At 64.8% G+C, this 20,538-nt stretch carries 20 protein-coding genes, 1 tRNA gene and 3 pseudogenes; 15 read left to right on the top strand and 9 right to left on the bottom strand.

All coding sequences use genetic code 11. The annotated features are described in order from the left end of the window. Positions 1 to 584 precede the first annotated feature (584 nt). Entirely contained in the window at positions 585 to 1,739 is a 1,155-nt protein-coding gene (locus QFZ54_RS13090) for an acyltransferase family protein (RefSeq protein WP_307087725.1), read from the top strand. Positions 1,740 to 1,882: 143 nt separating this feature from the next. Here QFZ54_RS13090 and QFZ54_RS13085 read toward each other — a convergent pair whose 3' ends face one another. Together QFZ54_RS13085 and QFZ54_RS20410 are read right to left on the bottom strand one after the other, a co-directional pair. Further along, the gene (locus QFZ54_RS13085) at positions 1,883 to 2,188 is read right to left on the bottom strand and encodes a hypothetical protein (protein WP_307087723.1); all 306 of its coding nucleotides are present in this window, start codon (positions 2,186 to 2,188) and stop codon (positions 1,883 to 1,885) included. A 10-nt stretch (positions 2,189 to 2,198) separates the two neighbouring features. After that, positions 2,199 to 2,330, bottom strand: a pseudogene (locus QFZ54_RS20410) (hypothetical protein); the annotation flags it as partial. Between the two features lie 115 nt (positions 2,331 to 2,445). Between QFZ54_RS20410 and QFZ54_RS13080 the strand changes: the two are divergent. Next, positions 2,446 to 3,176, top strand: a pseudogene (locus QFZ54_RS13080) (M13-type metalloendopeptidase); the annotation flags it as partial. Between the two features lie 210 nt (positions 3,177 to 3,386). After that, a tRNA-Val gene (locus tag QFZ54_RS13075) sits at positions 3,387 to 3,451 on the top strand. Between the two features lie 6 nt (positions 3,452 to 3,457). On the opposite strand, the gene QFZ54_RS13070 is transcribed toward QFZ54_RS13075, so the two are convergent. Beyond that, entirely contained in the window at positions 3,458 to 4,018 is a 561-nt protein-coding gene (locus QFZ54_RS13070) for a helix-turn-helix domain-containing protein (protein WP_307087721.1), read from the bottom strand. Between the two features lie 85 nt (positions 4,019 to 4,103). Here QFZ54_RS13070 and QFZ54_RS13065 point away from each other — a divergent pair, with 85 nt between their 5' ends. The 3 genes from QFZ54_RS13065 (at position 4,104) to QFZ54_RS13055 (ending at position 6,181) form a co-directional block, all read left to right on the top strand. Beyond that, a complete protein-coding gene (locus QFZ54_RS13065; RefSeq protein ID WP_307087719.1) occupies positions 4,104 to 4,565 on the top strand; it encodes a DUF6456 domain-containing protein in 462 nt (153 codons plus the stop codon). A gap of 39 nt (positions 4,566 to 4,604) precedes the next feature. After that, positions 4,605 to 5,543 carry a diaminopimelate epimerase gene (gene dapF / locus QFZ54_RS13060; RefSeq protein WP_307089444.1) on the top strand — a complete coding sequence of 313 codons (939 nt, stop codon included), beginning with the start codon at positions 4,605 to 4,607 and terminating at the stop codon, positions 5,541 to 5,543. A gap of 83 nt (positions 5,544 to 5,626) precedes the next feature. Then, positions 5,627 to 6,181, top strand: a complete 555-nt coding sequence (locus QFZ54_RS13055; protein WP_307087717.1) for a fasciclin domain-containing protein — start codon at positions 5,627 to 5,629, stop codon at positions 6,179 to 6,181. A gap of 203 nt (positions 6,182 to 6,384) precedes the next feature. Here the strand turns inward: QFZ54_RS13055 and QFZ54_RS13050 are convergent, their stop codons facing one another. Next, a complete protein-coding gene (locus QFZ54_RS13050) occupies positions 6,385 to 7,650 on the bottom strand; it encodes a NupC/NupG family nucleoside CNT transporter (RefSeq protein ID WP_307087715.1) in 1,266 nt (421 codons plus the stop codon). A gap of 139 nt (positions 7,651 to 7,789) precedes the next feature. On the opposite strand from QFZ54_RS13050, the gene QFZ54_RS13045 reads away from it, so the two are divergent. The 6 genes from QFZ54_RS13045 (at position 7,790) to QFZ54_RS13020 (ending at position 11,933) form a co-directional block, all read left to right on the top strand. Then, on the top strand, positions 7,790 to 8,437 hold the full coding sequence (locus QFZ54_RS13045; protein WP_307087713.1) for a queuosine precursor transporter: 648 nt from the start codon (positions 7,790 to 7,792) through the stop codon (positions 8,435 to 8,437). A gap of 256 nt (positions 8,438 to 8,693) precedes the next feature. Beyond that, the gene (argB, locus tag QFZ54_RS13040; protein ID WP_307087712.1) at positions 8,694 to 9,611 is read left to right on the top strand and encodes an acetylglutamate kinase; all 918 of its coding nucleotides are present in this window, start codon (positions 8,694 to 8,696) and stop codon (positions 9,609 to 9,611) included. Between the two features lie 222 nt (positions 9,612 to 9,833). Next, positions 9,834 to 10,136, top strand: a complete 303-nt coding sequence (locus QFZ54_RS13035; protein WP_093398362.1) for a YggT family protein — start codon at positions 9,834 to 9,836, stop codon at positions 10,134 to 10,136. Then, positions 10,133 to 10,444, top strand: a complete 312-nt coding sequence (locus QFZ54_RS13030) for a DUF167 domain-containing protein (protein WP_307087708.1) — start codon at positions 10,133 to 10,135, stop codon at positions 10,442 to 10,444. The genes QFZ54_RS13035 and QFZ54_RS13030 overlap by 4 nt, the downstream gene beginning before the upstream one ends. Beyond that, entirely contained in the window at positions 10,441 to 11,316 is an 876-nt protein-coding gene (gene folD / locus QFZ54_RS13025) for a bifunctional methylenetetrahydrofolate dehydrogenase/methenyltetrahydrofolate cyclohydrolase FolD (RefSeq protein ID WP_307087707.1), read from the top strand. Before QFZ54_RS13030 ends, folD begins: the two co-directional genes overlap by 4 nt. After that, positions 11,313 to 11,933 carry a MarC family protein gene (locus tag QFZ54_RS13020; protein ID WP_307087706.1) on the top strand — a complete coding sequence of 207 codons (621 nt, stop codon included), beginning with the start codon at positions 11,313 to 11,315 and terminating at the stop codon, positions 11,931 to 11,933. The genes folD and QFZ54_RS13020 overlap by 4 nt, the downstream gene beginning before the upstream one ends. Before the next feature lie 136 nt (positions 11,934 to 12,069). Here QFZ54_RS13020 and QFZ54_RS13015 read toward each other — a convergent pair. Next, a pseudogene (locus tag QFZ54_RS13015) lies at positions 12,070 to 13,858 on the bottom strand (AcrB/AcrD/AcrF family protein). A gap of 124 nt (positions 13,859 to 13,982) precedes the next feature. On the opposite strand from QFZ54_RS13015, the gene QFZ54_RS13010 reads away from it, so the two are divergent. Together QFZ54_RS13010 and QFZ54_RS13005 are read left to right on the top strand one after the other, a co-directional pair. Continuing rightward, positions 13,983 to 14,408: a GtrA family protein gene (locus QFZ54_RS13010; RefSeq protein WP_307087704.1), complete on the top strand. Its 426-nt coding sequence runs from the start codon at positions 13,983 to 13,985 to the stop codon at positions 14,406 to 14,408. Between the two features lie 15 nt (positions 14,409 to 14,423). After that, positions 14,424 to 15,152 carry a class I SAM-dependent methyltransferase gene (locus tag QFZ54_RS13005; RefSeq protein WP_307087702.1) on the top strand — a complete coding sequence of 243 codons (729 nt, stop codon included), beginning with the start codon at positions 14,424 to 14,426 and terminating at the stop codon, positions 15,150 to 15,152. Positions 15,153 to 15,351: 199 nt separating this feature from the next. Here the strand turns inward: QFZ54_RS13005 and QFZ54_RS13000 are convergent, their stop codons facing one another. Together QFZ54_RS13000 and QFZ54_RS12995 are read right to left on the bottom strand one after the other, a co-directional pair. Then, entirely contained in the window at positions 15,352 to 16,389 is a 1,038-nt protein-coding gene (locus QFZ54_RS13000) for a glycosyltransferase family 2 protein (RefSeq protein ID WP_307087700.1), read from the bottom strand. A 47-nt stretch (positions 16,390 to 16,436) separates the two neighbouring features. Continuing rightward, positions 16,437 to 18,542: a RelA/SpoT family protein gene (locus QFZ54_RS12995; protein ID WP_307087698.1), complete on the bottom strand. Its 2,106-nt coding sequence runs from the start codon at positions 18,540 to 18,542 to the stop codon at positions 16,437 to 16,439. A gap of 185 nt (positions 18,543 to 18,727) precedes the next feature. Here QFZ54_RS12995 and QFZ54_RS12990 point away from each other — a divergent pair, with 185 nt between their 5' ends. Next, complete coding sequence (locus QFZ54_RS12990) at positions 18,728 to 19,207, top strand: winged helix-turn-helix transcriptional regulator (protein WP_307087697.1); 480 nt, start codon at positions 18,728 to 18,730, stop codon at positions 19,205 to 19,207. A 122-nt stretch (positions 19,208 to 19,329) separates the two neighbouring features. Here QFZ54_RS12990 and QFZ54_RS12985 read toward each other — a convergent pair whose 3' ends face one another. Together QFZ54_RS12985 and QFZ54_RS12980 are read right to left on the bottom strand one after the other, a co-directional pair. Then, the gene (locus tag QFZ54_RS12985) at positions 19,330 to 19,755 is read right to left on the bottom strand and encodes an acyl-CoA thioesterase (protein ID WP_307087695.1); all 426 of its coding nucleotides are present in this window, start codon (positions 19,753 to 19,755) and stop codon (positions 19,330 to 19,332) included. Beyond that, entirely contained in the window at positions 19,755 to 20,531 is a 777-nt protein-coding gene (locus tag QFZ54_RS12980; protein ID WP_307087694.1) for a sulfite exporter TauE/SafE family protein, read from the bottom strand. Before QFZ54_RS12980 ends, QFZ54_RS12985 begins: the two co-directional genes overlap by 1 nt. Positions 20,532 to 20,538 lie beyond the last annotated feature (7 nt).

Here is a 20,538-nt window from a genome sequence, read left to right as displayed (position 1 = left end):
CACTGATTGATTGGGTGATGTTGCCCCCCTTAGGGAGGGCGGGGCAAGTGCAGCGGTCGCCCGCATCGCCTTCCTGATATAGTCGGTCGTGGCTGTTGCAACCATGCGTCATCCTTTCCCGCGACAACGGAGGGTTACGTGACTGTTGTTGGTCAAAGGCAGGCATTAATTTGTGCATATGCGAAGGTTTTCACTCGCCAGACCGGTCGGGTAACGCCACTACCACGTCGGTATCCCAGTCGCGCGTAAACCCAGTCTCTCTGACACCTTCAGCGGAGTTCGCTCATGCGCATTTTTAAACGCCTCAAGTGCATCCTGATCACAGGCCACCATTTCACGACGAGCTATTCTCACCCGGGCATGAAAACGTGCAGGCACTGTCGGTTGCGGCTGGCTATCTAGCGAGACCCTACACCAGCCGGTTGCGGCGATTTGCCTTCGCGCCGAGTATCGAATTATCCCAAAGAACGGGGACCTCCAAGTGTTGCGTGCCGGTCTTGCCGTATGCGGCCTTCGCTATTGTTCTCGCTTGCGGGGCCAGTACAGCTAGGGGCCGGCAGGGAAGCCAGCGGGGGGAATTGATGATGGCCTATACGATTGAGATAGTGGTCGCAGTGGGCCTCGCGTTAATTGCCGCTAACTTATGCGGGCGGGTAATAGCGGGAATTGGCTTCCCTCTGCCTGAAGGTCGAAGGATTGGACATATCGATAGCCTCCGCGGTTTTCTTGGAGTGTCTGTCATGTGCCATCACTTTGTCGTCTGGATGTCGGCAAAGGCGAATGGAAGTTGGAATGAGCCGCAAGTTCCGTTCTTCAACCAATTGGGACAGGGAAGCGTGGCCCTCTTCTTTATGATAACCGGACTGGTGTTTTATCCAAGAGTGCTTGCGGGATTTCGTAATGTCTCTTGGTCTCAGCTTTATATGAAGCGTATTTTTCGGATTGTTCCACTACTCCTCCTCTCCATTCTGATCGTATCGGCGGTGATAGCTACGACAACCAATCTTCGGCCAACCGTACGATATCCGCTTGAGGTCGTGAGCTGGATCAGCGGAAAGCAGACGCTTGATATTTTCGGATTTAGGCAAAGTAAGATGGTCAATGCTTCCGTTTTGTGGTCCATCTACTACGAGTGGATATTTTACTTCGTCGTCCTGCCGGTCTGCGCTTTTGCCCGCTTGTTCGTCGGTAACCGGACGTGGCTTGTGCCGGTAGCGCTCTGCGTCGGCGGCATCATCGGACGGATCACAGACATATCGCTTTTTACCTACATCCCACTTTTTGCCTTGGGGATGCTTGCTTACGAACTGAAGTCGCACGCAGTAGTTGTACGGTTGATGCGGTCCCGTCCCGCCGCCGCATTGGCATGTGCGTGGTTGCTCGCGTCGGTGATGATATTCAGAAATCCTTATAGCTTCGCCATGCCAGCATTTGGCTTCTTTTTTCTCGCGGTGGTTTGTGGAAACTCGATATTTGGCATCTTCGGTTCGACATCATCAATTGTTTTGGGCGAATGCTCGTACGGAACCTACCTTCTGCACGGATCCCTTCTCTATTTGGGGTTTACCCTCCTGAGACCGGAAACGAAGCCTGTAATCGCAATGCCGCTATTTGCTGTCGCGGTGACGATACTAACTGCTTTTACGTACCTGCTCATCGAGCGGCCGGGAATTATTACAGGATCCCGACTTAACGCAAAATTGACTTACAGCCGAAAGAAGGTGGCTATTGCGCGGTAGGCGCTTGGGAACTTAGTTTACTGAAAGTCATGCCGGCCCAGCCCCGAGCGACACTCAAGCGCCGTCAAACTCCCAATCACGTTTCGCGACGACGCGGACGTCACGACATACACTTGGGCGCTGGATCAGAGGCGCATGGCGGACTACACGGCCGCAGCTTCTGCCTGCTTCAGCGCGTCAAGTTGCTCGTCAGCCGTCGCGGCATAGCGCGCTGCCAGCAGGCCGCGTTCCGCCAGCGACATCGCGAGATGGATCCGCGCTGCGTGATCTGGCGACAGGAACGGCAGCACGATCTGGGCAGCCGCACCGATTCGATCATACGCGGCCTGAGCCCGATCAATCGCGGATTCGATCTGCGCGGCCTGCGCGTTCGACGGGGTCGGCATCGTCGCGCAGCTGGCGAGCATTATCGAAGCCGCGCATAGCGCAGCGGTGAGCAGCTTCTTCACGGTGGTCCGGTCAGGTGACGGCGTTGAAGGTGAGGCGCGCGAGGTTTGCCACGTCCTCGCGGTAGCGAGCAACCTCGGCAGTGCGCCTGCGCACGAGGCCGAACATGACCTTGCCATTCGCCTTGGTCCACGAGGCGAACGCGAGAGCCGCGGCGTCTTAGTTGCTTCAGTACATCCGGCTGGCGGAAGCCCTTCTGCAAGGCGGGCAGCCAAACGCGGGGGCCGGTGCCGAGTTATAGGCAAGCGACCATAGCGCCGATCCGCTCGGCAACGGGATACGGTCGGGCGAGTTCCAGCACCAGCTGTACCTCTCGCGCCTCGGCAAGCCGGTCAATCGCACCCCTGTGGGGCATGACGCCGCAGACCGTGAACGCCTATTACAATCCGCCTAACAACCAGATTACCTTCCCGGCCGCGATCCTGCAGCCGCCCTATTTCGACCCGAAGGCGGATGCGCCGGTCAACTACGGCGCGATCGAGGCGATCATCGGCCGCGAAGTGGGTCACGGATTTGACGATCAGGGTAGCCAGTTCAGCGCGTCCGGCAAGTTCGAGCATTGGTGGACGCCGGAATCACGCACCACCTTTACGCAGCGCGCCGTAGCACTGTCGAAGCGGTATGACGCGTATGAGCCGATCCCCGGCGTCCACGTGAAGGGCGCGTTGACACTTGGCGAGAATATTGGTGATTTCGGCGGCGTCGAAACGGCGTATTCCGCCTATCGGAAGTATCAGGCGGAACACGGCAAGGGCCAGGCGATCGGCGGGCTGACCGGCGACCAGCGGTTCTTCCTAGCTTATGCGCAGGCGTGGCAGGCCAAGTTGCGGGAAGGCGCGGCGCGCGCGGTTGTTGACTGATCCGCACCCGCCGCTGTTCTCCCGCGTCAACGGAATCGTCCGGAACGTTGCCGCATGGTACGCGGCGTTCGGCGTGAAGCTCGGCGATGCGTTGTATCTCGCTCCTCCCAACCGGGTACATATCTGGTGAAACTGAAAGGCGCGCAGCAACCCTGCGTGCCCTTTTCCGCGTAGCGATTACCTAGACGGGCGCAGCGTTGTCGTGAGCTCGCAACAACTATGCGACCTACGTTCACCGGGATCGCTGGTGCCGATCGGTGGACAGCAAATGAACAGCATGGACTTGAAATGTCTCACGTACGTTCTCGCTATGCTCCGCCGCTAGAACGGGGCTGAAGGAGGGGAAGCTGTGGAAATCTCTCGTTTACACCGAGAATGTCGACGGTTCGAGCCCGTCATCGCCCAGCATTCCTACAGTTCGCGGACAAGCCGCACTGCGACCGCGATCCACGCCGGGTCTGCGACTGTCGGCGACTGCATGCACGCGCCCAGCGGCAGGATGGTAACGCCGCCATCGCACCCAGTCAGCCGTCCGAACGCGAAACGCCCCGCCGGTTGCGGGACAAGCACGTCGCGGTTGAGCGCACTTGCAAAATCGGCAGGGCTCAACGTCGCTGCCCATATCACGTCGCCCGCGCGGTAATCGCCGGTGCCGTTCGCGACGGTGATCGCGATCTGGCCCAGCGCGACCCGGGGCGGTGGGGCCGTCGTGGTTCGCCGCGGCGCATGGGCTCCGCGGCCATCAAGGATCGCCGCGACGGGCAGGTCGGCACGATCCGGCAGGGCCACGAGGTCGCCCGCCTCTACGCCCAGCGCGGCGGCGATCCGGTTGAGCCAACCGATCGAGACGGTGCGCGTGCCGGTCTCCAGCCGCCCGATCGTCTGTGCGGTCGTTGGCGGATCGCAGCGTCGGGCGACGTCCTCCAGCGTCAACCCCTTGGCACGCCGGACTTCGCGAATGGCGGTAATCATCTAATGGCTCCAAACCAGATGGGTTATTCTTCTGTCCTACAACCGTGCCGTTGTGGCAACCGGCATGCGCAACAGGAGATGGCGGATGCGCGAACTGGAAGAGCGGTCGATCGATTCGGAGGGTGTTCCACAGCCGGTCGGCGCGCGTCGTGGTCGTACCGTAACCGTGAACCTCGCGGAGTCTCCGCTCGGCTGGTTGCGGTCTCGCGTGTTGATTACCTTGGCGCAGTTCGAGGCGGGCGAGCGGTTGCGGGCCGATTACGAACGCGCATCGATCGCGCCGAGCGTGACGATGTGCTGGGCGGAGCGGGTCGATGGCGGGCATGACGGGCTCGGTCCGACATCGGCCCAGATCGCGGCGAAACGTCGGTTCGACGCGGCGCTGGCGGCGGCGGGGCCGGGCCTGGCGGATATCCTGTGGCGCGTGGTTTGTGCGGGGGAAGGGCTGCCTGCGGCCGAGAAGGCGTTGCAATGGCCGGCACGGGCGGGGAGGCTGGTGCTGACGCTCGCGCTCGATCGACTGGCCGCGCATTACGGCATTCGATAGGCGCTCGCATTGGTGCGTGGGCGTGACTAGATGGCCAGCATGCGCTTCGACCTCATCAAATGTCACGGCTCCGGCAACGACTTTCCGCTAATCGACGCACGCGCGTCGACGCTTGACGATCCGGTCTGGGCTGCCGTTGCGCGCGCGCTGGCGGATCGGGATGGACCGGTTGGCGGTGACGGACTCCTGTTGCTGACCGCCGGCGACGAGACCCATGCGTTCGGCATGCGGATGTTCAATTCGGATGGCAGCGAGTCGGAGACGTGCCTCAACGGGTTGCGCTGCGTCGCGCGCGCCGGGTTCGAGGCGACTGGCTTGGGGGCCGCGACGGCGTTGCTGAAGACGAGCGATGCGGCAGTGGAGCACGATGCCGATATCGCCGCAGGCGTCTTCACCGTGCGCGAGATCGCAGGGCCGGCGTCGCTCGACGTCACGGCTTGGCCGATGAAAGTCGGCGCAGATCACATCGTCGACACGCCGATTGCCGGTTTGCCGACGGACCGCGCCTTCACCGCCGTCGCAATGCCGAACCCTCATCTCGTGACGTTCGTGGATGCCATCGACGAGGCCGAACTCGTATGCGTCGGCGAGGTATGCGAGGCAGCGCCCGACTGGCTCCCCAACCGCGCCAATGTCAGCTTCGTCGAAGTCCGCGGCGCCGATCTGTTCGTCCGCACCTTCGAGCGCGGGGTCGGACTAACCGACAGTTGCGGCAGCGCGATGGCGGCGTCGACCTACGCCGCGTGCCTGACCGGGCGGATCGCGTACGACACGCCGACCACCGTCTTCAACAAGGGCGGGCTGGTCCGCGCCGAGGCGAGCGAAGCGGCGATGGTCACGCTGTCGGGTAACGCGACGTTCGAATGGAGCGGGTCGATCGACGTCGATTTCGCGACGGCAACGGCAAGCGATCTGACCGTAACGAAGCGTCACGACGATGAGATCGCGGCATGGGACAGGCTTCTCGCAACGATCTGAAACACGGCTGCATCATTATCCCGATCCGGCCGTATCTTCTTGCGGTTGCGCCGAATGAACGGCGCCGTGAAGGAGAGCATGCCGTGAATCACGTGTTTCGTACCGCGATCGTTGCAGCCGCAGTTGCCGTCAGCGGCAGCGGGACCGTCGCAGCCCAGACCAACCCGAGGGTCGGCGGTGCTGCGATGTACCCGACCAAGACCATCGTCGAGAACGCCGTCAATTCAAAGGATCACACGACTTTGGTCGCCGCGGTAAAGGCCGCCGGCTTGGTCGAGACGCTGTCGGGGCCGGGGCCGTTCACGGTGTTCGCGCCGACCAACACCGCATTCACGAAACTGCCCGCCGGCACCGTCGACACGTTGCTCAAGCCGGAGAACAAGGCGCAACTCGCCGGCGTCCTGACCTATCACGTCGTCCCCGGCACGATCACCGCCGCCGACATTGCCGCCAAGGCGAAGGCAAATGGCGGCACCGCGACCTACACCACCGTGCAGGGCGAGCCGCTGATGTTCATGAAGGCAGGCAGCGGCTGGAGTATCATGGACGGCAAGGGCCACAAGGGCCGCGTCACGATCGCCAACGTCATGCAGTCGAACGGCGTGATCCACGTCATCGACACGGTGATGCTGCCGTAATCGCGCGCCTTTACGCGAGATAGCTGCCTCGATCCCCCCAAGAGGCAGTTTCGTCGGGCCCGTCGCCGGAAGGTGGCGGGCCCGATTGCGTTTCGGGGCGCCGTCGCCCCAGTCCCGTCATCCTGACGAAAGTCAGGATCCAGAGCCATGAAAGGTGGCGCTTGTTACCCTGGATCCTGACTTTCGTCAGGATGACGGACGGCTCAGCCGATCAGCAGACCCGCGAGCGCCGCCGACATGAGGTTCGCCAAACTCCCGGCCGCCAGTGCGCGCAGACCCAGCTTGGCGATCATCGGCCGCTGGTTCGGCGCAAGGCTCCCGGTCACCGCCATCTGGATCGCGATCGACGAGAAGTTCGCAAACCCGCACAGCGAGAAGGTGATCACCGCGATCGTCCGCGCGCTCAGCCCCTGCTGCGTGCCGAGCGAGATATACGCGACGAATTCGTTCAGCACGATCTTCTGCCCGAACAGCCCGCCGGCGATCCCCGCCTCGCTCCACGGCACGTTGAGCAGGAACATGATCGGCGCGAAGACATAGCCGAGCAGCCCCTGGAAGCTCAGCCCCGGCAGCCCGATCATGTTGCCGAGCCCGCCGAGCAGCCCGTTCGCCAATGCCACGAGCGCTACGAACGCCAGCACCATCGCACCGACTGCGACGGCGAGGCGGACGCCGGTCTGCGCGCCCTGGGCTGCGGCCATGATCAGGTTGGCGGGTTTTTCCTCGTCATGCGTCGCCTGCGGCATCGGCTCGCCGGCGGACGATTCACCCGGCAAATCGCCAAGCGCCAGTTCGCCTTCGGGCGGCATGACGCGGTCGGGCATGATGATCTTCGCCATCAGGATGCCGCCCGGCGCGGCCATGAAGCTCGCCGCCAGCAGGTAATCGATCCGGATGCCCATCGACGCATACGCCGCGAGGATCGTACCCGCGACGCCCGCCATGCCGCTGGTCATCACGGTGAACAGCTGCGCCGGGGTGAGCCCCGCCAGATACGGCCGGATCACCAGCGGCGACTCGCTCTGGCCGACGAAGATGTTCGCCGCCGCGCACAAAGATTCGACCTTCGAGACGCCAATGACCTTCTCGATCCCGCCGCCGACCCAGCGCACCACCAGCTGCATGATGCCGAGATAATAGAGGATCGAGACGAGGCTGGCGAAGAAGATGATCACCGGCAGCGCGGCGATCGCAAAGCTCTGCCCGCCGATTTCCGGCGTCGCCATCTTGCCGAACAGGAACTCGGTGCCCTTCTGCGAATAGCCGAGCAGGTTGGCGACGCCGCCCGACATCTCGCCGAGCACGACCTTGCCGAAGCTCGAATACAGCACGAGGACCGCGATCCCGGCCTGCAACGCGAACGCGGCGCCGACGATGCGCAGGCGGATCGCGCGGCGATCGCTCGACAGCAGCACAGCGATGCCCAGAATGACGGCGATGCCTGCAAGGCCGATGACTAGTCTTTCCATGGACGCCCTGCATTTTTGACTGACACGCGTGGCCCCCCGGCCGCGCAAGCGACCGACATGACACGCGAGCGCCGCACTCGCCAGTCATTTGAGGTCTAGTCATTTGACGGCGTGGCGGTTTTCGCTAGCGTCCCGCGCGATGGACAAACCACTTCCCGCGTTCCCGCGTTCGCTCTTCGTTTTCTCGGTCCTGTACGGCGGCATGGTGTGCATCGCCGGCGTGCTGGGGGTGAAACAGGTCGCGCTCGGGCCGCTCGCGGTCGAGGCGGGGATCTTCGGCTTCCTGCTGCTGGTGGTGCTGAGCAGCGCGATTTCGGAACTGCACGGCCAGAAGACCGCGACGTTCCTGGTGCGTTTGGGGTTCATCCCGTTGCTGGTATCGGCCGGGCTGATCCACCTGGTGCTGGCGCTGCCGCACGATCCTGGGATGTACCCGCCCGCGGTCGACGCATTCCCGATCGTGGTCGGGCAAAGCTCGCGGATGATGATCGCCGGGCTGATCTCCTACGGCATCTCGCAGACGCTCAACGTTCTGATCTTCTCGAAGCTGTCGGGACAGGTCGGCAGCGGCGAGGGCAAGCTGGTCTGGCTCCGCGGCATGATCGCGAGCATCATCTCGCAGATCATCGACACGATCTTGTTCATCACCATCTCGTTCCTCGGCGAACGGCCGATCCTCGCGCTGATGGAGGGGCAGATGCTGACCAAGGTCGTGCTGTCGATCGTGCTGGTACCGTTCATGATCACGTTCTTCGTGCGATTGGGCCGCCGGCTGGACCGCGTTTGATTTGAAGGCTGCATCCTAAACCTGTCATCTTTTAAGCCCGCCCCCCCAAAGCCCGCCCCCCCAAAGCCCATCGCCCCCCAAGCCCGTCACCCCAGCGAAAGCTGGGGTATCCCCATTGGCTGGCGCTGAGACCCGAACCGGGAGATCCCAGCTTTCGCTGGGATGACGGATGGGGCCGCGTGGGATGTGTCACGCCACGCCACGCCACGCACGTTCCCCGGATGACGAACCGATTGCGACTGGCTAAAGCGCGGGCATGACCGATCACACGCCCGATCCCGCCCTGCTCGCCAAGGCGGAAACGCTCACCGAGGCGCTGCCGTATCTGCAGCGCTATGCCGGCAAGACGTTCGTCGTGAAATACGGCGGCCACGCGATGGGCGACCCCGAGCTCCAGCGCGATTTCGCCGAGGACATGGTGCTGCTGAAGGCAGTCGGCATCAATCCGGTCGTCGTCCACGGCGGCGGCCCGCAGATCGGCGCGATGCTGAAGCGGCTGGGCGTGGAGTCGCGCTTCGTCGACGGCCTGCGCGTCACCGATGCGGAAACCGCGCAGATCGCCGAAATGGTCCTGGCGGGCTCGATCAACAAGGAGATCGTCGGCTGGATCGGCCAGGCCGGCGGCCGCGCGGTCGGCATCTCGGGCAAGGACGCCGGCCTCGTGCTCGCGCAGAAAGTCGGCCACGGCCGCGAGCCCGACAAGCTCCAGGGGATCGAGCGCCACGTCGACCTAGGCTTCGTCGGCGAGCCGATCGCGGTCGACCGGACCATCCTCGACACGCTGATCAAGGCCGATATCATCCCGGTGATCGCGCCGATCGGCATCGGCGCCGACGGGCACACCTACAACATCAATGCCGACACGATGGCGGGCGCGATCGCGGCGGCGATGGGCGCGGCGCGCTTCTTCCTGCTGACCGATATCGTCGGCGTGCTCGACAAGCAGGGCGAACTGCTCACCGACCTCGACCCCGCGCGGATCGCCGAACTCCGCGCTGACGGCACGGTGACCGGCGGCATGATTCCCAAGCTCGACACCTGCGTCGCGGCGGTCGAATCGGGCGTCGATGCCGCGGTGATCATCGACGGCCGCGTCCCCCACGCGATGCTGCTTGAGATCTTCACCAAGCAGGGCGCCGGCACGCTGGTCAGCGCAAACGGGCGTTCGCGGTAAGGGGGCGTCCAACCCCACGATCCTCCCCCGCAAGGGGGAGGTGGCACCGAAGGTGACGGAGGGGGAGGACACGGAACAGCGGTCATCGCTTTCCTCCCCCTCCGTCTGGCAAGCGCCAGCCACCTCCCCCTGGCGGGGGAGGATTGTGTCAGTGACACCACAGGGCTTCTCGTTCTCCCCCCGCCACCTTATATCGGCAATACACCAGCGGAGACCCTTGCCTTGATCGCCCTTCTTCAGATCGTCCAGTTGCTGCTCAACCTCGTCTGGTGGGTCATCGTCATCCAGGCGATCCTGTCGTGGCTGATCGCGTTCAACGTCATCAACACGCACAGCGATTTCGTCCGCACGGTGTGGAACGCGCTGCAGAAGATCACCGAGCCGCTGTATCGCCCGATCCGCCGCATCCTCCCCGATTTCGGCGCGCTCGATCTGTCGCCGCTGGTCGTGCTGCTGATCCTCTACATCCTGACCAACATCGTCATCCCGAACATCGCGCAGAACTACCTCGTCGCGGCCTATTGATCGGGCCGGCAGCTTGGCGCGCGGTCGATGACGGCCTCGCGATCGCCGTCCGGGTAACCCCGCGCGGCGGTCGCGACGCGCTCGCCGCCGGAACGCCCGAGCATTTCGCCGCGCGACTGGCAGCCGCTCCCGTCGATGGCGCCGCAAACGCCGGGCTGGTCGCCCTCGTCGCCAAGACTTTCGGCGTACCCAAGCGCGCGGTAACGATAATCTCCGGCGACACCGCTCGCTTGAAGCGCCTGCACATCGCCGGAGACTCCACTACGCTGGCGGAAATCGCGTCCGCGCTCTATGGGCCGCGGGCATGAGCGCGACCATCATCGACGGCAAGGCCTTCGCCGCCGGCCTCCGGGCCCGTATCGCAGACGGCGTCACCGCCTTCAGGGCACAGGCAGGTCGCGCGCCCGGCCTTGCCGTGGTGCTGGTCGGCGAGGACCCCGCCTCGAACGTCTATGTCCGATCGAAGGGCAAGGCGACGCGCGAGGCCGGGATGGAGAGCATCGAGCACCGGCTCCCCGCCGACGTCCCCGCCGAAGACCTGCTCGCGCTGGTCGCGACGCTCAACGCCGACCCGACGATCGACGGCATCCTCGTCCAATTGCCCCTGCCGAAACATATCGACGAGCAGGCGGTGATCGCCGCGATCCACCCCGATAAGGACGTCGACGGCTTCCACCCGATCAACGCCGGCCGCCTCGCAACCGGCCTGCCGGGCTTCGTCCCCTGCACCCCGCTCGGCTGCGTGATGCTGTTGAAGAGCGTGCTGCCGAGCCTGAGCGGGCTCGAGGCGGTCGTCGTCGGCCGCTCCAACATCGTCGGCAAGCCGATGGCGCAACTGCTGCTCCGCGAAAGCTGCACCGTGACCGTCGTGCATAGCCGCACGCAGGACGTGCCCGCGCACATCCGCCGCGCCGACATCGTCGTGGCCGCGGTCGGCATCCCGCAGATGATCAAGGGCGACTGGCTCAAGCCCGGCGCGACCGTCATCGACGTCGGCATCAACCGCGTCGACGCGGGCCTCGTCGGCGACGTCGACTTCGCGAGCGCGGTCGACGTCGCGGGGGCGATCACGCCGGTGCCGGGCGGGGTGGGGCCGATGACGATCGCCTGCCTGCTCCGCAACACATTGGTCTCGGCAGGCCGTCGCGAAAGCGTTACGGTCAACGAGGCCGGCCTATGATCGAACTCTATATCTCGTCGCTGATCACGTTCTTCGTGGTCATCGATCCGCCGGGCTGCGCGCCGATCTATGCCGGGCTGTCGGCAGGTGCCTCGACCGTGCAGAAGCGAGCGATGGCAATGCGCGCGGTCGGCGTGGCTGCGGCGATCCTGTTCGTGTTCGCGCTGTTCGGCGAGGCGCTGCTCAAGGGCCTCGGCATCAGCCTCGCCAGCTTCCGCATTGCCGGTGGCATCATGCTGTTCCTGATCGCGCTGGAAATGGTGTTCGAAAAGCGTACCGAGCGCCGCGAGGACCGCGCCGCCAAGGTCGCGAACGATCCCGAGGTCGAGGACGTCTCGATCTTCCCGATGGCGATGCCGATGATCGCAGGGCCCGGCTCGATCGCGTCGGTGATGCTGTTGATGAGCCGCAACAGCGGGCTCGAGCGCTCGGCGGTCGTGCTCGGCGCGATGGTGACGATCCTGCTGCTGACCTTGGTCGCACTGCTCGCGGCGGGGCCAATCATGCGGATCCTGGGTGCGAAGATCGAGGCGGTGATCACGCGGTTGCTCGGCGTGCTGCTGGCCGCGCTGGCGGTGCAGTTCGTGATCGACGGCCTGACCGAGGTGCTGCGCTAAGTCCCCCGTAACTCCAGCCGTCATCCCCGCGCTGGCCGTCATCCCCGCGAAGGCGGGGACCCATACTGGCTGACCGTGTGATCTATCACTGACTTCAGAGGATATGGGTTCCCGCCTCCGCGGGTATGACGGGGGTTCAGTCCACCTTGAACAACCGCAGCGGCGACTTCGCGGGGAGCGGTAGCGGCGTCATCCACGCCGGCACCTGATTATTCGCCATCTGCGCATAGAACCCCTTGGGGCTGCGCGCCTTGTAGTTGGTCGATTCCGCCGCGTTCGGGCACAGCAGCAGCATCGTCGCGCCATGCCGTTTTATGATCGCATGCGCCTGGTCCGGTGTCCCGCCGAACGCGTGCTGCACATCTAGGATAGCATCGCCATTGCGGTGATACGGCCCCGCGATCGCGTCGTGATGCGTGATCGTGATCAGCCGCGGCCCCATGTCCACGAACGTGAACACGGTCTGCGCGGGATATTTGTCCAGCGCGAGCAGCACGGTCGTCCGCAGGCAGTTGCCCGTCGCCGAATTGACGCGCTTCTCATACGGCTTCGGCCGGTCGATCGGGAAATACTGGATCAGCATCCCGGCAAACAGCCCCGACACGATCAGGAAAGCGCCGACCGTCCCCAGCACGCGCACCGCCACCGACCGATTGCCGAGCAACCGCGGCAGGATCAGCCACCCGAGCGCGGTAGCCCCTGGAATCGCCAGCAACTGCGCTGCCGGCCCCGCGCGGACCTGCCACAACAGCATCGCGCACGCGAACGCGGTGAACAGCGCCACCGCCGCCCAGCCGACCGCACGGTCGTCGCGACGCGCACGCCAGGCGGCAAGGATCGCTCCGATCAATCCGATGATCGGCAGCGTCGCCAGCGCGAACCCGACCCGGAAACTATGCTTGTAGATCGGCTTGGCCTCGCGGACATTGTCCAGCCAGTTGCGCTGCAACTCGGGCGAGATCCCCTCGGGCCGCCCAAGACACTGCGGAAACACCAACGCAAAGCCGGCAACGATCGCCGCACCCGCAACAACCGCCAGCGCAAGCCGAGCCCCCCGCGAAGCCGGCCCAAACCGCGCGAGCAAAAACAGCAACATCCCCGCCGCGATCATCACGCTCAACCACACCGGCGTCAGCGCATCGCATCGCATCGCCTGGTTGGCGTTCGACGCGAACAGCGCGAACCCCAGCGTGCTCCCTCCGCCAAGCGTCAGCGCATAGATCGACAGCCGCTCCGCCTCCGACCGGTCCCCACACCCAGCGCAGGGCGATGATCGCCCCCGCCATGGCGGCATAGGGCAGCAGTTCGAGCCCGATCGACAGCGACACCGCACTCGCGAGCCCTACCATCGCGCCACCGCGACGCCCGTTCGTATCGCACAGCCCGGCGACCGTCAGGCTCAGCATGGCTAGCTGCCAGCCGTGATGATCGATCCGCTCGGGCATGAACATCAGCATCGTGCCGGTCGCACCGACCATGATGACGACGGCAAGTGGCCAAGCGTAAGGGCTGATCAGTCGCCGCACGGTCGCGCCGATGCCGAGCATCGCGATCGACAGCGGCAACAGCGGCGCGATCCCGCACGCGAGCCGCTCCGCCCAGCTATTACCCACGAACAGCCGGAAGAACAGGATCAGCCCCGCGATCGGCAGGTCGACGATGCGGCTCCAGTGGATGTCGAAGCCGACCGGCGGGTTCAGGCGATAGTTGCGCAGATCGTACCAGCCCTGGCCATCGAGCAGCGCGCGGACCTGCATCAGCCGCATGTTGTCGTCGGTATCGCCGAGCGACAGCCAGCGAATCTGACCCCAGCGATCGAACATCGACCACGCCGCCACCGCCACCCACGCGAGCAGCGTCAGCGCGATCCAATGCCGATCGAGTTCGTCCAGCAACGTCCGCCGCTGAAGTGGTGCCTGATCCAAAACGCTTTCCTCCAGCCCGCACGCACTCTAGATGCGCGGGCGTATCTCAAGCGTCGCTCTATCGCGGTGCCCGTAAAGAACAAGGCACCGGCGCGATCGCCGGAGGGTAAAGAACAAGGCGGGCATGCAGGCGATTTGGCGACACATGGAGCAGATGCGGGCGAGCGGCGTGCTCGGCCAGCTCGTGCGCTTCGGGATTGCCGGCGGTATTTCCAGCGTCGTCTATTCGCTCGTCTACCTGCCGCTGACCGCTTATGTCTTCCCGCCGCGCCAGGCGGTCGCCGCGGTGCCGTTCGCATTTGCCGTCGCGGTGGTGGTAGGCTTCTTCCTGCACAGCCGCTGGAGCTTCAAGGGGCACGCCAAGGAACCGGGGGCAGGGCGGCATTTCAAGTTCGTGATCGTCCAGGCCGCGGGGCTGAGTCTCAACGCGGTCATCACCTGGATCGGCACCGCGCTGCTTCATCTGCACCCGTGGATCCCGCTGGTTCCCGCCGTTCTTCTTGCCGCGATCCTGAGCTTCGTGCTCAACCGTCTCTGGGTTTTCAACTGAAATGGCCGACAAGTAATGGACCGCATCGTCTACGACCGGATGGCCGCCCACGATTCCACGCACTGGTGGTACCGCGCGCGCCGCGACATCCTCGCCGATTACCTGACCCGCTACGGCGCGTTGCCGAAGAATGCGAAGATCCTCGAGATCGGCTGCGGCACCGGGCATAACCTGCCGATGCTCGCCGAGTTCGGCGAGATCGACGCGACCGAGATCGACCCCGCCGCACGCGAGATCGCCAGCGAACGGCTGGGCAAGCCCGTCGGCGCGGCGCCCTTGCCCGAACTCCCCGGCGTGCCCCGCAAGCATTACGACCTGATCGCGGTGCTCGACGTGGTCGAGCATATCGAGGACGACGTCGCCGCGCTGAAGGCGATGGCCGATTGCCTCGCGCCCGGCGGCAAGATCCTGATCGCTGTGCCGGCGCATGCGTGGCTGTGGAGCGCGCATGACGTCGTGAACCATCACCATCGTCGGTATTCGAAGGCGACGCTGAAGTCGGCGATCGAGACGGCGGGGCTGAAGCCGGAGAAGCTCGGCTATTTCAACTCGCTGCTGTTCCCGCTGGCGGCAGCGGCGCGGATTGCCGGGCGAATGACGGGGCGCGACGACAGCGACGACTCACCGCCGCCGAAGCTGGTGAATGCGCTGTTCGAGAAGATCTTTCGACTTGAGCGCCATTTGGTCGGCCGCGTGCCGATGACGCCGGGGGTGTCGATCGTAACGCTGGCGGTGCCGCGGTAAGCTTGCTTCGCGATCCTCCCCGTTCCCTAATCCGTTCGTCCTGAGCGAAGTCGAAGGACAGGCCTCGCGCTCAGGTGCTTCGACTTCGCTCAGCACGAACGGGAGGGGGGATCTGGAGCGCGCCTCCAAACACCACCCCGGCCTTCGCCGGGGTGGTTCGGGGATTGGGGTGGTTCAAGAATCGGGTGAGCGGTTTTCGTCAGTCGGTGCGGATGGGAAGTGACGCGTCAGGCAACCGCACCACGTCCACCGGCTCCGCGCGAAACCCCAAGGTCGCCTTCCCCTGGATCGGGCCCGCCACATCCGCGACGATATACAGCGGCCGACGCTTCGACTCGACGTACAGCCGCCCAAGATACTCGCCGATCATCCCCAGCACGAACATCTGCACCGCGCCCAGGAACACGGTCACGAGCATCGTCGAGGTCCAGCCCTGCACCGCGCTCCCCGAGAGCCAGCCGATCGCGATATAGACGAACAGGAGCAGCGAGACGCCGGTCAGCGCGAGCCCGGCATGGCTGGCAAAGCGCAAGGGAGCAGTGGAGAAGCCGGTGACGGCGTCGAACGCGAGGCGGATCATCTTCGCCAGCGGGTAGTTCGTCTCGCCCGCCAACCGCTCGGCGCGGTCGTAGGGGAAGGGGACCTGGCGGAAGCCGATCCACGCGACCATGCCGCGGATGAAGCGGGCCTGTTCGGGAAGCGACAGGAACGCATCCAGAGCGCGCCGGCTCATCAGGCGGAAGTCGCCGGTGTCGAGCGGGATCGGCGTCTCGGTCATCCGCGTCAGCAGACGGTAGAACGCGGCGGCGGTGGCCTTCTTGAAGACCGTCTCGCCTGCGCGCCGGCGGCGGACCGCATACACCACGTCGGCCTGGCTCGCCGCCATCGCCGCGCGCATGTCGGACAGCAGTTCGGGAGGGTCCTGGAGATCGGCGTCGATGATCAGGATCTGCTCGCCGGCGCACAGGTCCAGGCCGGCGGTCAGCGCCAGCTGGTGGCCGTGGTTGCGCGACAGGTTGATCGCGACCAGCCGCGGATCGGCGGCGGCGAGGCGCTGCATCACGCTCCAGCTATCGTCGCGCGAGCCGTCGTTGATCAGGACGATCTCGTAATCGTCACCGACCGCGACCTTCGCCGCGCCGGAAATGCGCGCGTGCAGGATGTCGAGGCACGCGGCCTCGTTATAGCAGGGGACGACGATTGAAAGGGCCGGGATCGAAAGGGCTGGACGGTTCATCGCCCCCGTCTAGCGTCCGTCGCGCCCGCCGTCATCGTCGGATGTTTCTACACGCGCTCCACGGTATGCACCGCATCCGCCGCACGCAGCCCGGCCATCAGCCGCATCAGCTGCTGCACGTCGTGCACCTCGACGTCGATCTCGTTGGTGTGGAAGCTCTTGTCGCGCGTATCGAGCCGCAGGTTGATGATGTTGGCCTTGTGCCCGCCGATGATCGTCGAGACGATGCCGAGCGAGCCCGGCTCGTTCTTCACCATCACCGAAATCCGCGCGACCGCACCCTCGGTCTCGTCGCCCCACGCCACGTCGACCCAGTCGGTCTCGTTCTCGGAGCGTTCGGCAAGCTCGGCGAGCACGCGGCAGTCGATCGCATGCACCTCGATCCCCGCATCCGGCCGACGCAACCCGACGATCCGGTCGCCCGGCACTGGATGGCAACACGTCGCGAGATCGTAGGCGACGCCTGGGGTCAACCCCTTGATCGAGATCGCGCTCGATTGCGGCGCCAGCGCATGCGCCACGTCCGCACCCGCCGAGCCCGGCATCAGCGCCTCCATCACTGCCGCATCGGACAAGGTCCGCCGCGCGATCGCGACCATCAGCGACGATTCGTCGGGCAGTTTCAGCCGCTTCAGCGCGTGGCTCAGCGCATCGGTGCCGATCTGCGCGGGCAGGCGGGTGACGATATCCTCGTACAGCGTCTGGCCGAGCGCAGTCTGCTCGACCCGCTCCTTCTGACGCAGATGGCGACGGATCGCGGCGAGCGCCTTGCCGGTGGTCGCGACGTTCAGCCATTGCGGCTGCGGCGACTGGCCTTTCGAGCGCAGGATCTGTACTTGGTCGCCATTCTCGATCACCGTCGACAGCGGCACGACGCGGCCGTTGACCTTCGCGCCGACCGCCTGGTCGCCGAGATCGGTGTGCACCGCGTACGCAAAATCGATCGAGGTCGCCCCCTTGGGCAGCTGGATCAGCTCGCCCTTCGGCGTGAACGCGAAGATGCGATCGGTGTACATCGCCATCCGCGTGTGCTCGAGCAGCTCTTCCGGGCTCTCGGCGGTGTCGAGGATTTCGACGAGGTCGCGGATCCAGCTCACCTGACGATCGCTGCCGTTGATCTGCTGTTTGTACGCCCAGTGCGCGGCGAGGCCGAACTCGGCCTGTGCATGCATGTCGGCGGTACGGATCTGGATCTCGATCCGCGCGCTGTCGGCGTGGATCACCGACGTGTGGAGCGACCGATAGCCGTTGCGCTTCGGCGTCGAGATGTAATCCTTGAACCGTCCCGGCACCATCGGCCAGCGCTGGTGGATGATCCCGAGTACCCGGTAGCAATCCTCCTCTGTGGGCACGATCGCGCGGAACGCCATCACGTCCGACAGTTGTTCGAAGCTGATGTGGCGTTCGGACATTTTCCGAAAGATCGAATAGGGGTGTTTTTCGCGCCCCGAAATATCCGCTTCGACGCCGGCGCGCGACAGCACCAGCTTCAGTCCCGACGCGATCTTGGCGATCCGGTCGCCGTCGCCCTTCTTCAGCTGTTCGAGGCGACGATTGATCGATTCCGACGCTTCTGGCTCGAGCTGTTCGAACGCCAGCGACTGCATCTCGCGCATGAACTCGTACATGCCGATCCGCTCGGCGAGCGGCGCGTAGATGTCCATCGTCTCCTTGGCGATGCGACGGCGCTTCTCGGGCTTGGCGATGTGGTGCAGCGTGCGCATGTTGTGGAGGCGGTCGGCAAGTTTAACGAGAAGTACGCGGATGTCGTCGGACATCGCGAGGAGGAATTTGCGGAGGTTTTCGGCGGCGCGTTCGTTTTCGGTCTGTGCTTCGATCTTCGAAAGCTTGGTGACGCCGTCGACGAGGCGCGCGACCGAAGCACCGAACAGCCGCTCGATCTCCTCGGGCGTCGCGACCGTGTCCTCGATCGTGTCGTGGAGGATCGCGGTGGCGATCGTCTCCGCGTCGAGGTGCAGGTCTGTGAGGATGCCGGCCACCTCGATCGGATGGCTGAAATATGGATCGCCGCTCGCACGCTTCTGCGACCCGTGCGCCTGCATCGAGAAGACATAGGCGCGGTTCAGCAGCGCCTCGTCGGCGTCGGGATCGTAGTCGAGGACGCGATCGACCAGTTCATATTGGCGCAACACAGTTCATAGATGGGGCCGTACGAGGAGTTTTGGCAACAAAAAGCGTCCCATCACTGTGATCTAGTGGATGCATCCAAGGGGTGCGTCATCCATTCGTTGGGTCAGTGGCGTATAACGCAGGATAACCGAGGCGTTTCGCTTCTCCGGGTTATGCGGTACGTTCGCCCACGGACGAGGATGACGTGATGGGCAAATTGCGCGAACCATTGCTGGAATGCAGCCTGCCCGCCGCGCTGGAGGCGATGGGCGAGCGCTGGTCGTTCCTGATCCTCCGCGCGGCGTTCAACGGCCTCCATCATTTCGAGGAGTTCCAGTCGGAACTCGGCATCGCACGAAACATCCTGGCGAACCGGCTGGCGCGGCTGGTCGAGCACGGTATCCTGGAGCGACAGCCCATCCCGGAGGATCGGCGCAAGATCGCCTACGGACTGACCGACAAGGGTTTCGCGCTGTTGCCGACGATGATCGCGCTCCGGCAGTGGGGCGAGCGGTGGGAGACGTGCGTGCCGGCGTTTCCGATTTTGGTCGATGCGCGCGATCGGCGGCCTTTGCAGCCGGTGTCGGTGCGGGCGCATGATGGGCGCGTGCTGGCGAAGGGGGATCTGATCTGGGCGCTGCCTGGGGAAGTTGCCGGGGATGGCGTGGCGGCTGAGGCGGCGGAGTAACTTCACTGCTCCCCCCTGGAAGGGAGGGGCTGGGGGTGGGTCGGTTTGGGGCTGGTGCTTTCGCTCGGCAATGGGCCGACCCACCCCCTACCCCTCCCTTTCAGGGAGGGGGGACCGTTGTGTTAGTGGCTTGGTAGCGATCCCAGCACGGTGCGGATCGCGTCGGGAAGGGGCACGGGCCGCCCTGTTTCCAGATCGACGTGGACGCTGACCATTGTGATCACCGTGTGCAACTCGCCCGTCTCCGCATGCGCCAGTTCGAAGCGCTTCGTCAGGCTTGTCGTGCCTAGCTTCTCGATCCGCACGAACGCTTCCACCGTATCTCCCAGGCGGAACGGCTTGAGGTAGTCGATCTCCGTCCGGCGGACGTTGAACTCGGTGGTCGGCCAGACGTCAGGCAGAGCTTCGGCGATCCCTGTCCATTCCCAGAACTCGGTCACCGCGACGTCGGCATATTCGAGATAGCGCGAGTTGAAGACGATGCGCTGGCCGTCGATTTCGGCGTAGCGCACGCGGAATTTGGTCGAGAAGGCGAAGCCGGGCCGCATCAGAAGATCAGCCGAACGCCGACGATCGCCAGCACGGTCGCGAGAACCGGGACCAGCACGCGGTCCGAGACGCGCGTGGCGATCAGGCTGCCAACGATGATGCCGGGGATCGAGCCGATCAGCAGCGATACGAGCAGGTCGACGTCGACCGAGCCGAGAATCCAGTGGCCGATCCCGCCGAGCAACGTCAGCGGCACCGCGTGCGCGATGTCGGAGCCGACCAGCCGGTTGATCGGCAGCGTCGGGTAGAGGATCAACAGTGCGGTCATGCCCAGTGCGCCGGCACCGACCGAGGTGAGCGAGACCAGCACGCCGAGGACGGCGCCGAGCAGGATCGTCAGCATCGCCTGGCGTTCACCGCCGACCGTGCCGATCCGCGGGGTCAGCCATGCGACGATCTTGCCGCGGAAGAACGTCGCGACCGCCGACAGGATCAGCGTGATGCCGAGCACGACGGTGATCGCGTGGCCGGTGTCGGAGGATCTTTCGCCGAGGTGGTTGAGCACGAGCAACGTCGCGATCGCGGCGGGGACGCTGCCGGTCGCCAGCCGGCGCACCACGCGCCAGTCGACCGTGCCGCGCCAGCCATGCACCGTCGTCCCCACCGTCTTGGTCGCCGAGGCGTAGAGCAGGTCGGTGCCGACCGCGGTGGCGGGATGGAAGCCGAAGACGAGTACCAGCAGCGGCGTCATCAGCGACCCGCCGCCGACACCCGTCAGCCCGACGATGAGGCCGACGAGCACGCCGGCCACCGAATATAACGGATTGATATCCACGCTGGCG

This window comes from Sphingomonas faeni (assembly GCF_030817315.1).
Taxonomy (GTDB): Bacteria; Pseudomonadota; Alphaproteobacteria; order Sphingomonadales; family Sphingomonadaceae; genus Sphingomonas; species Sphingomonas faeni_C.
This window is presented reverse-complemented; position numbering and strand designations above follow the sequence as displayed.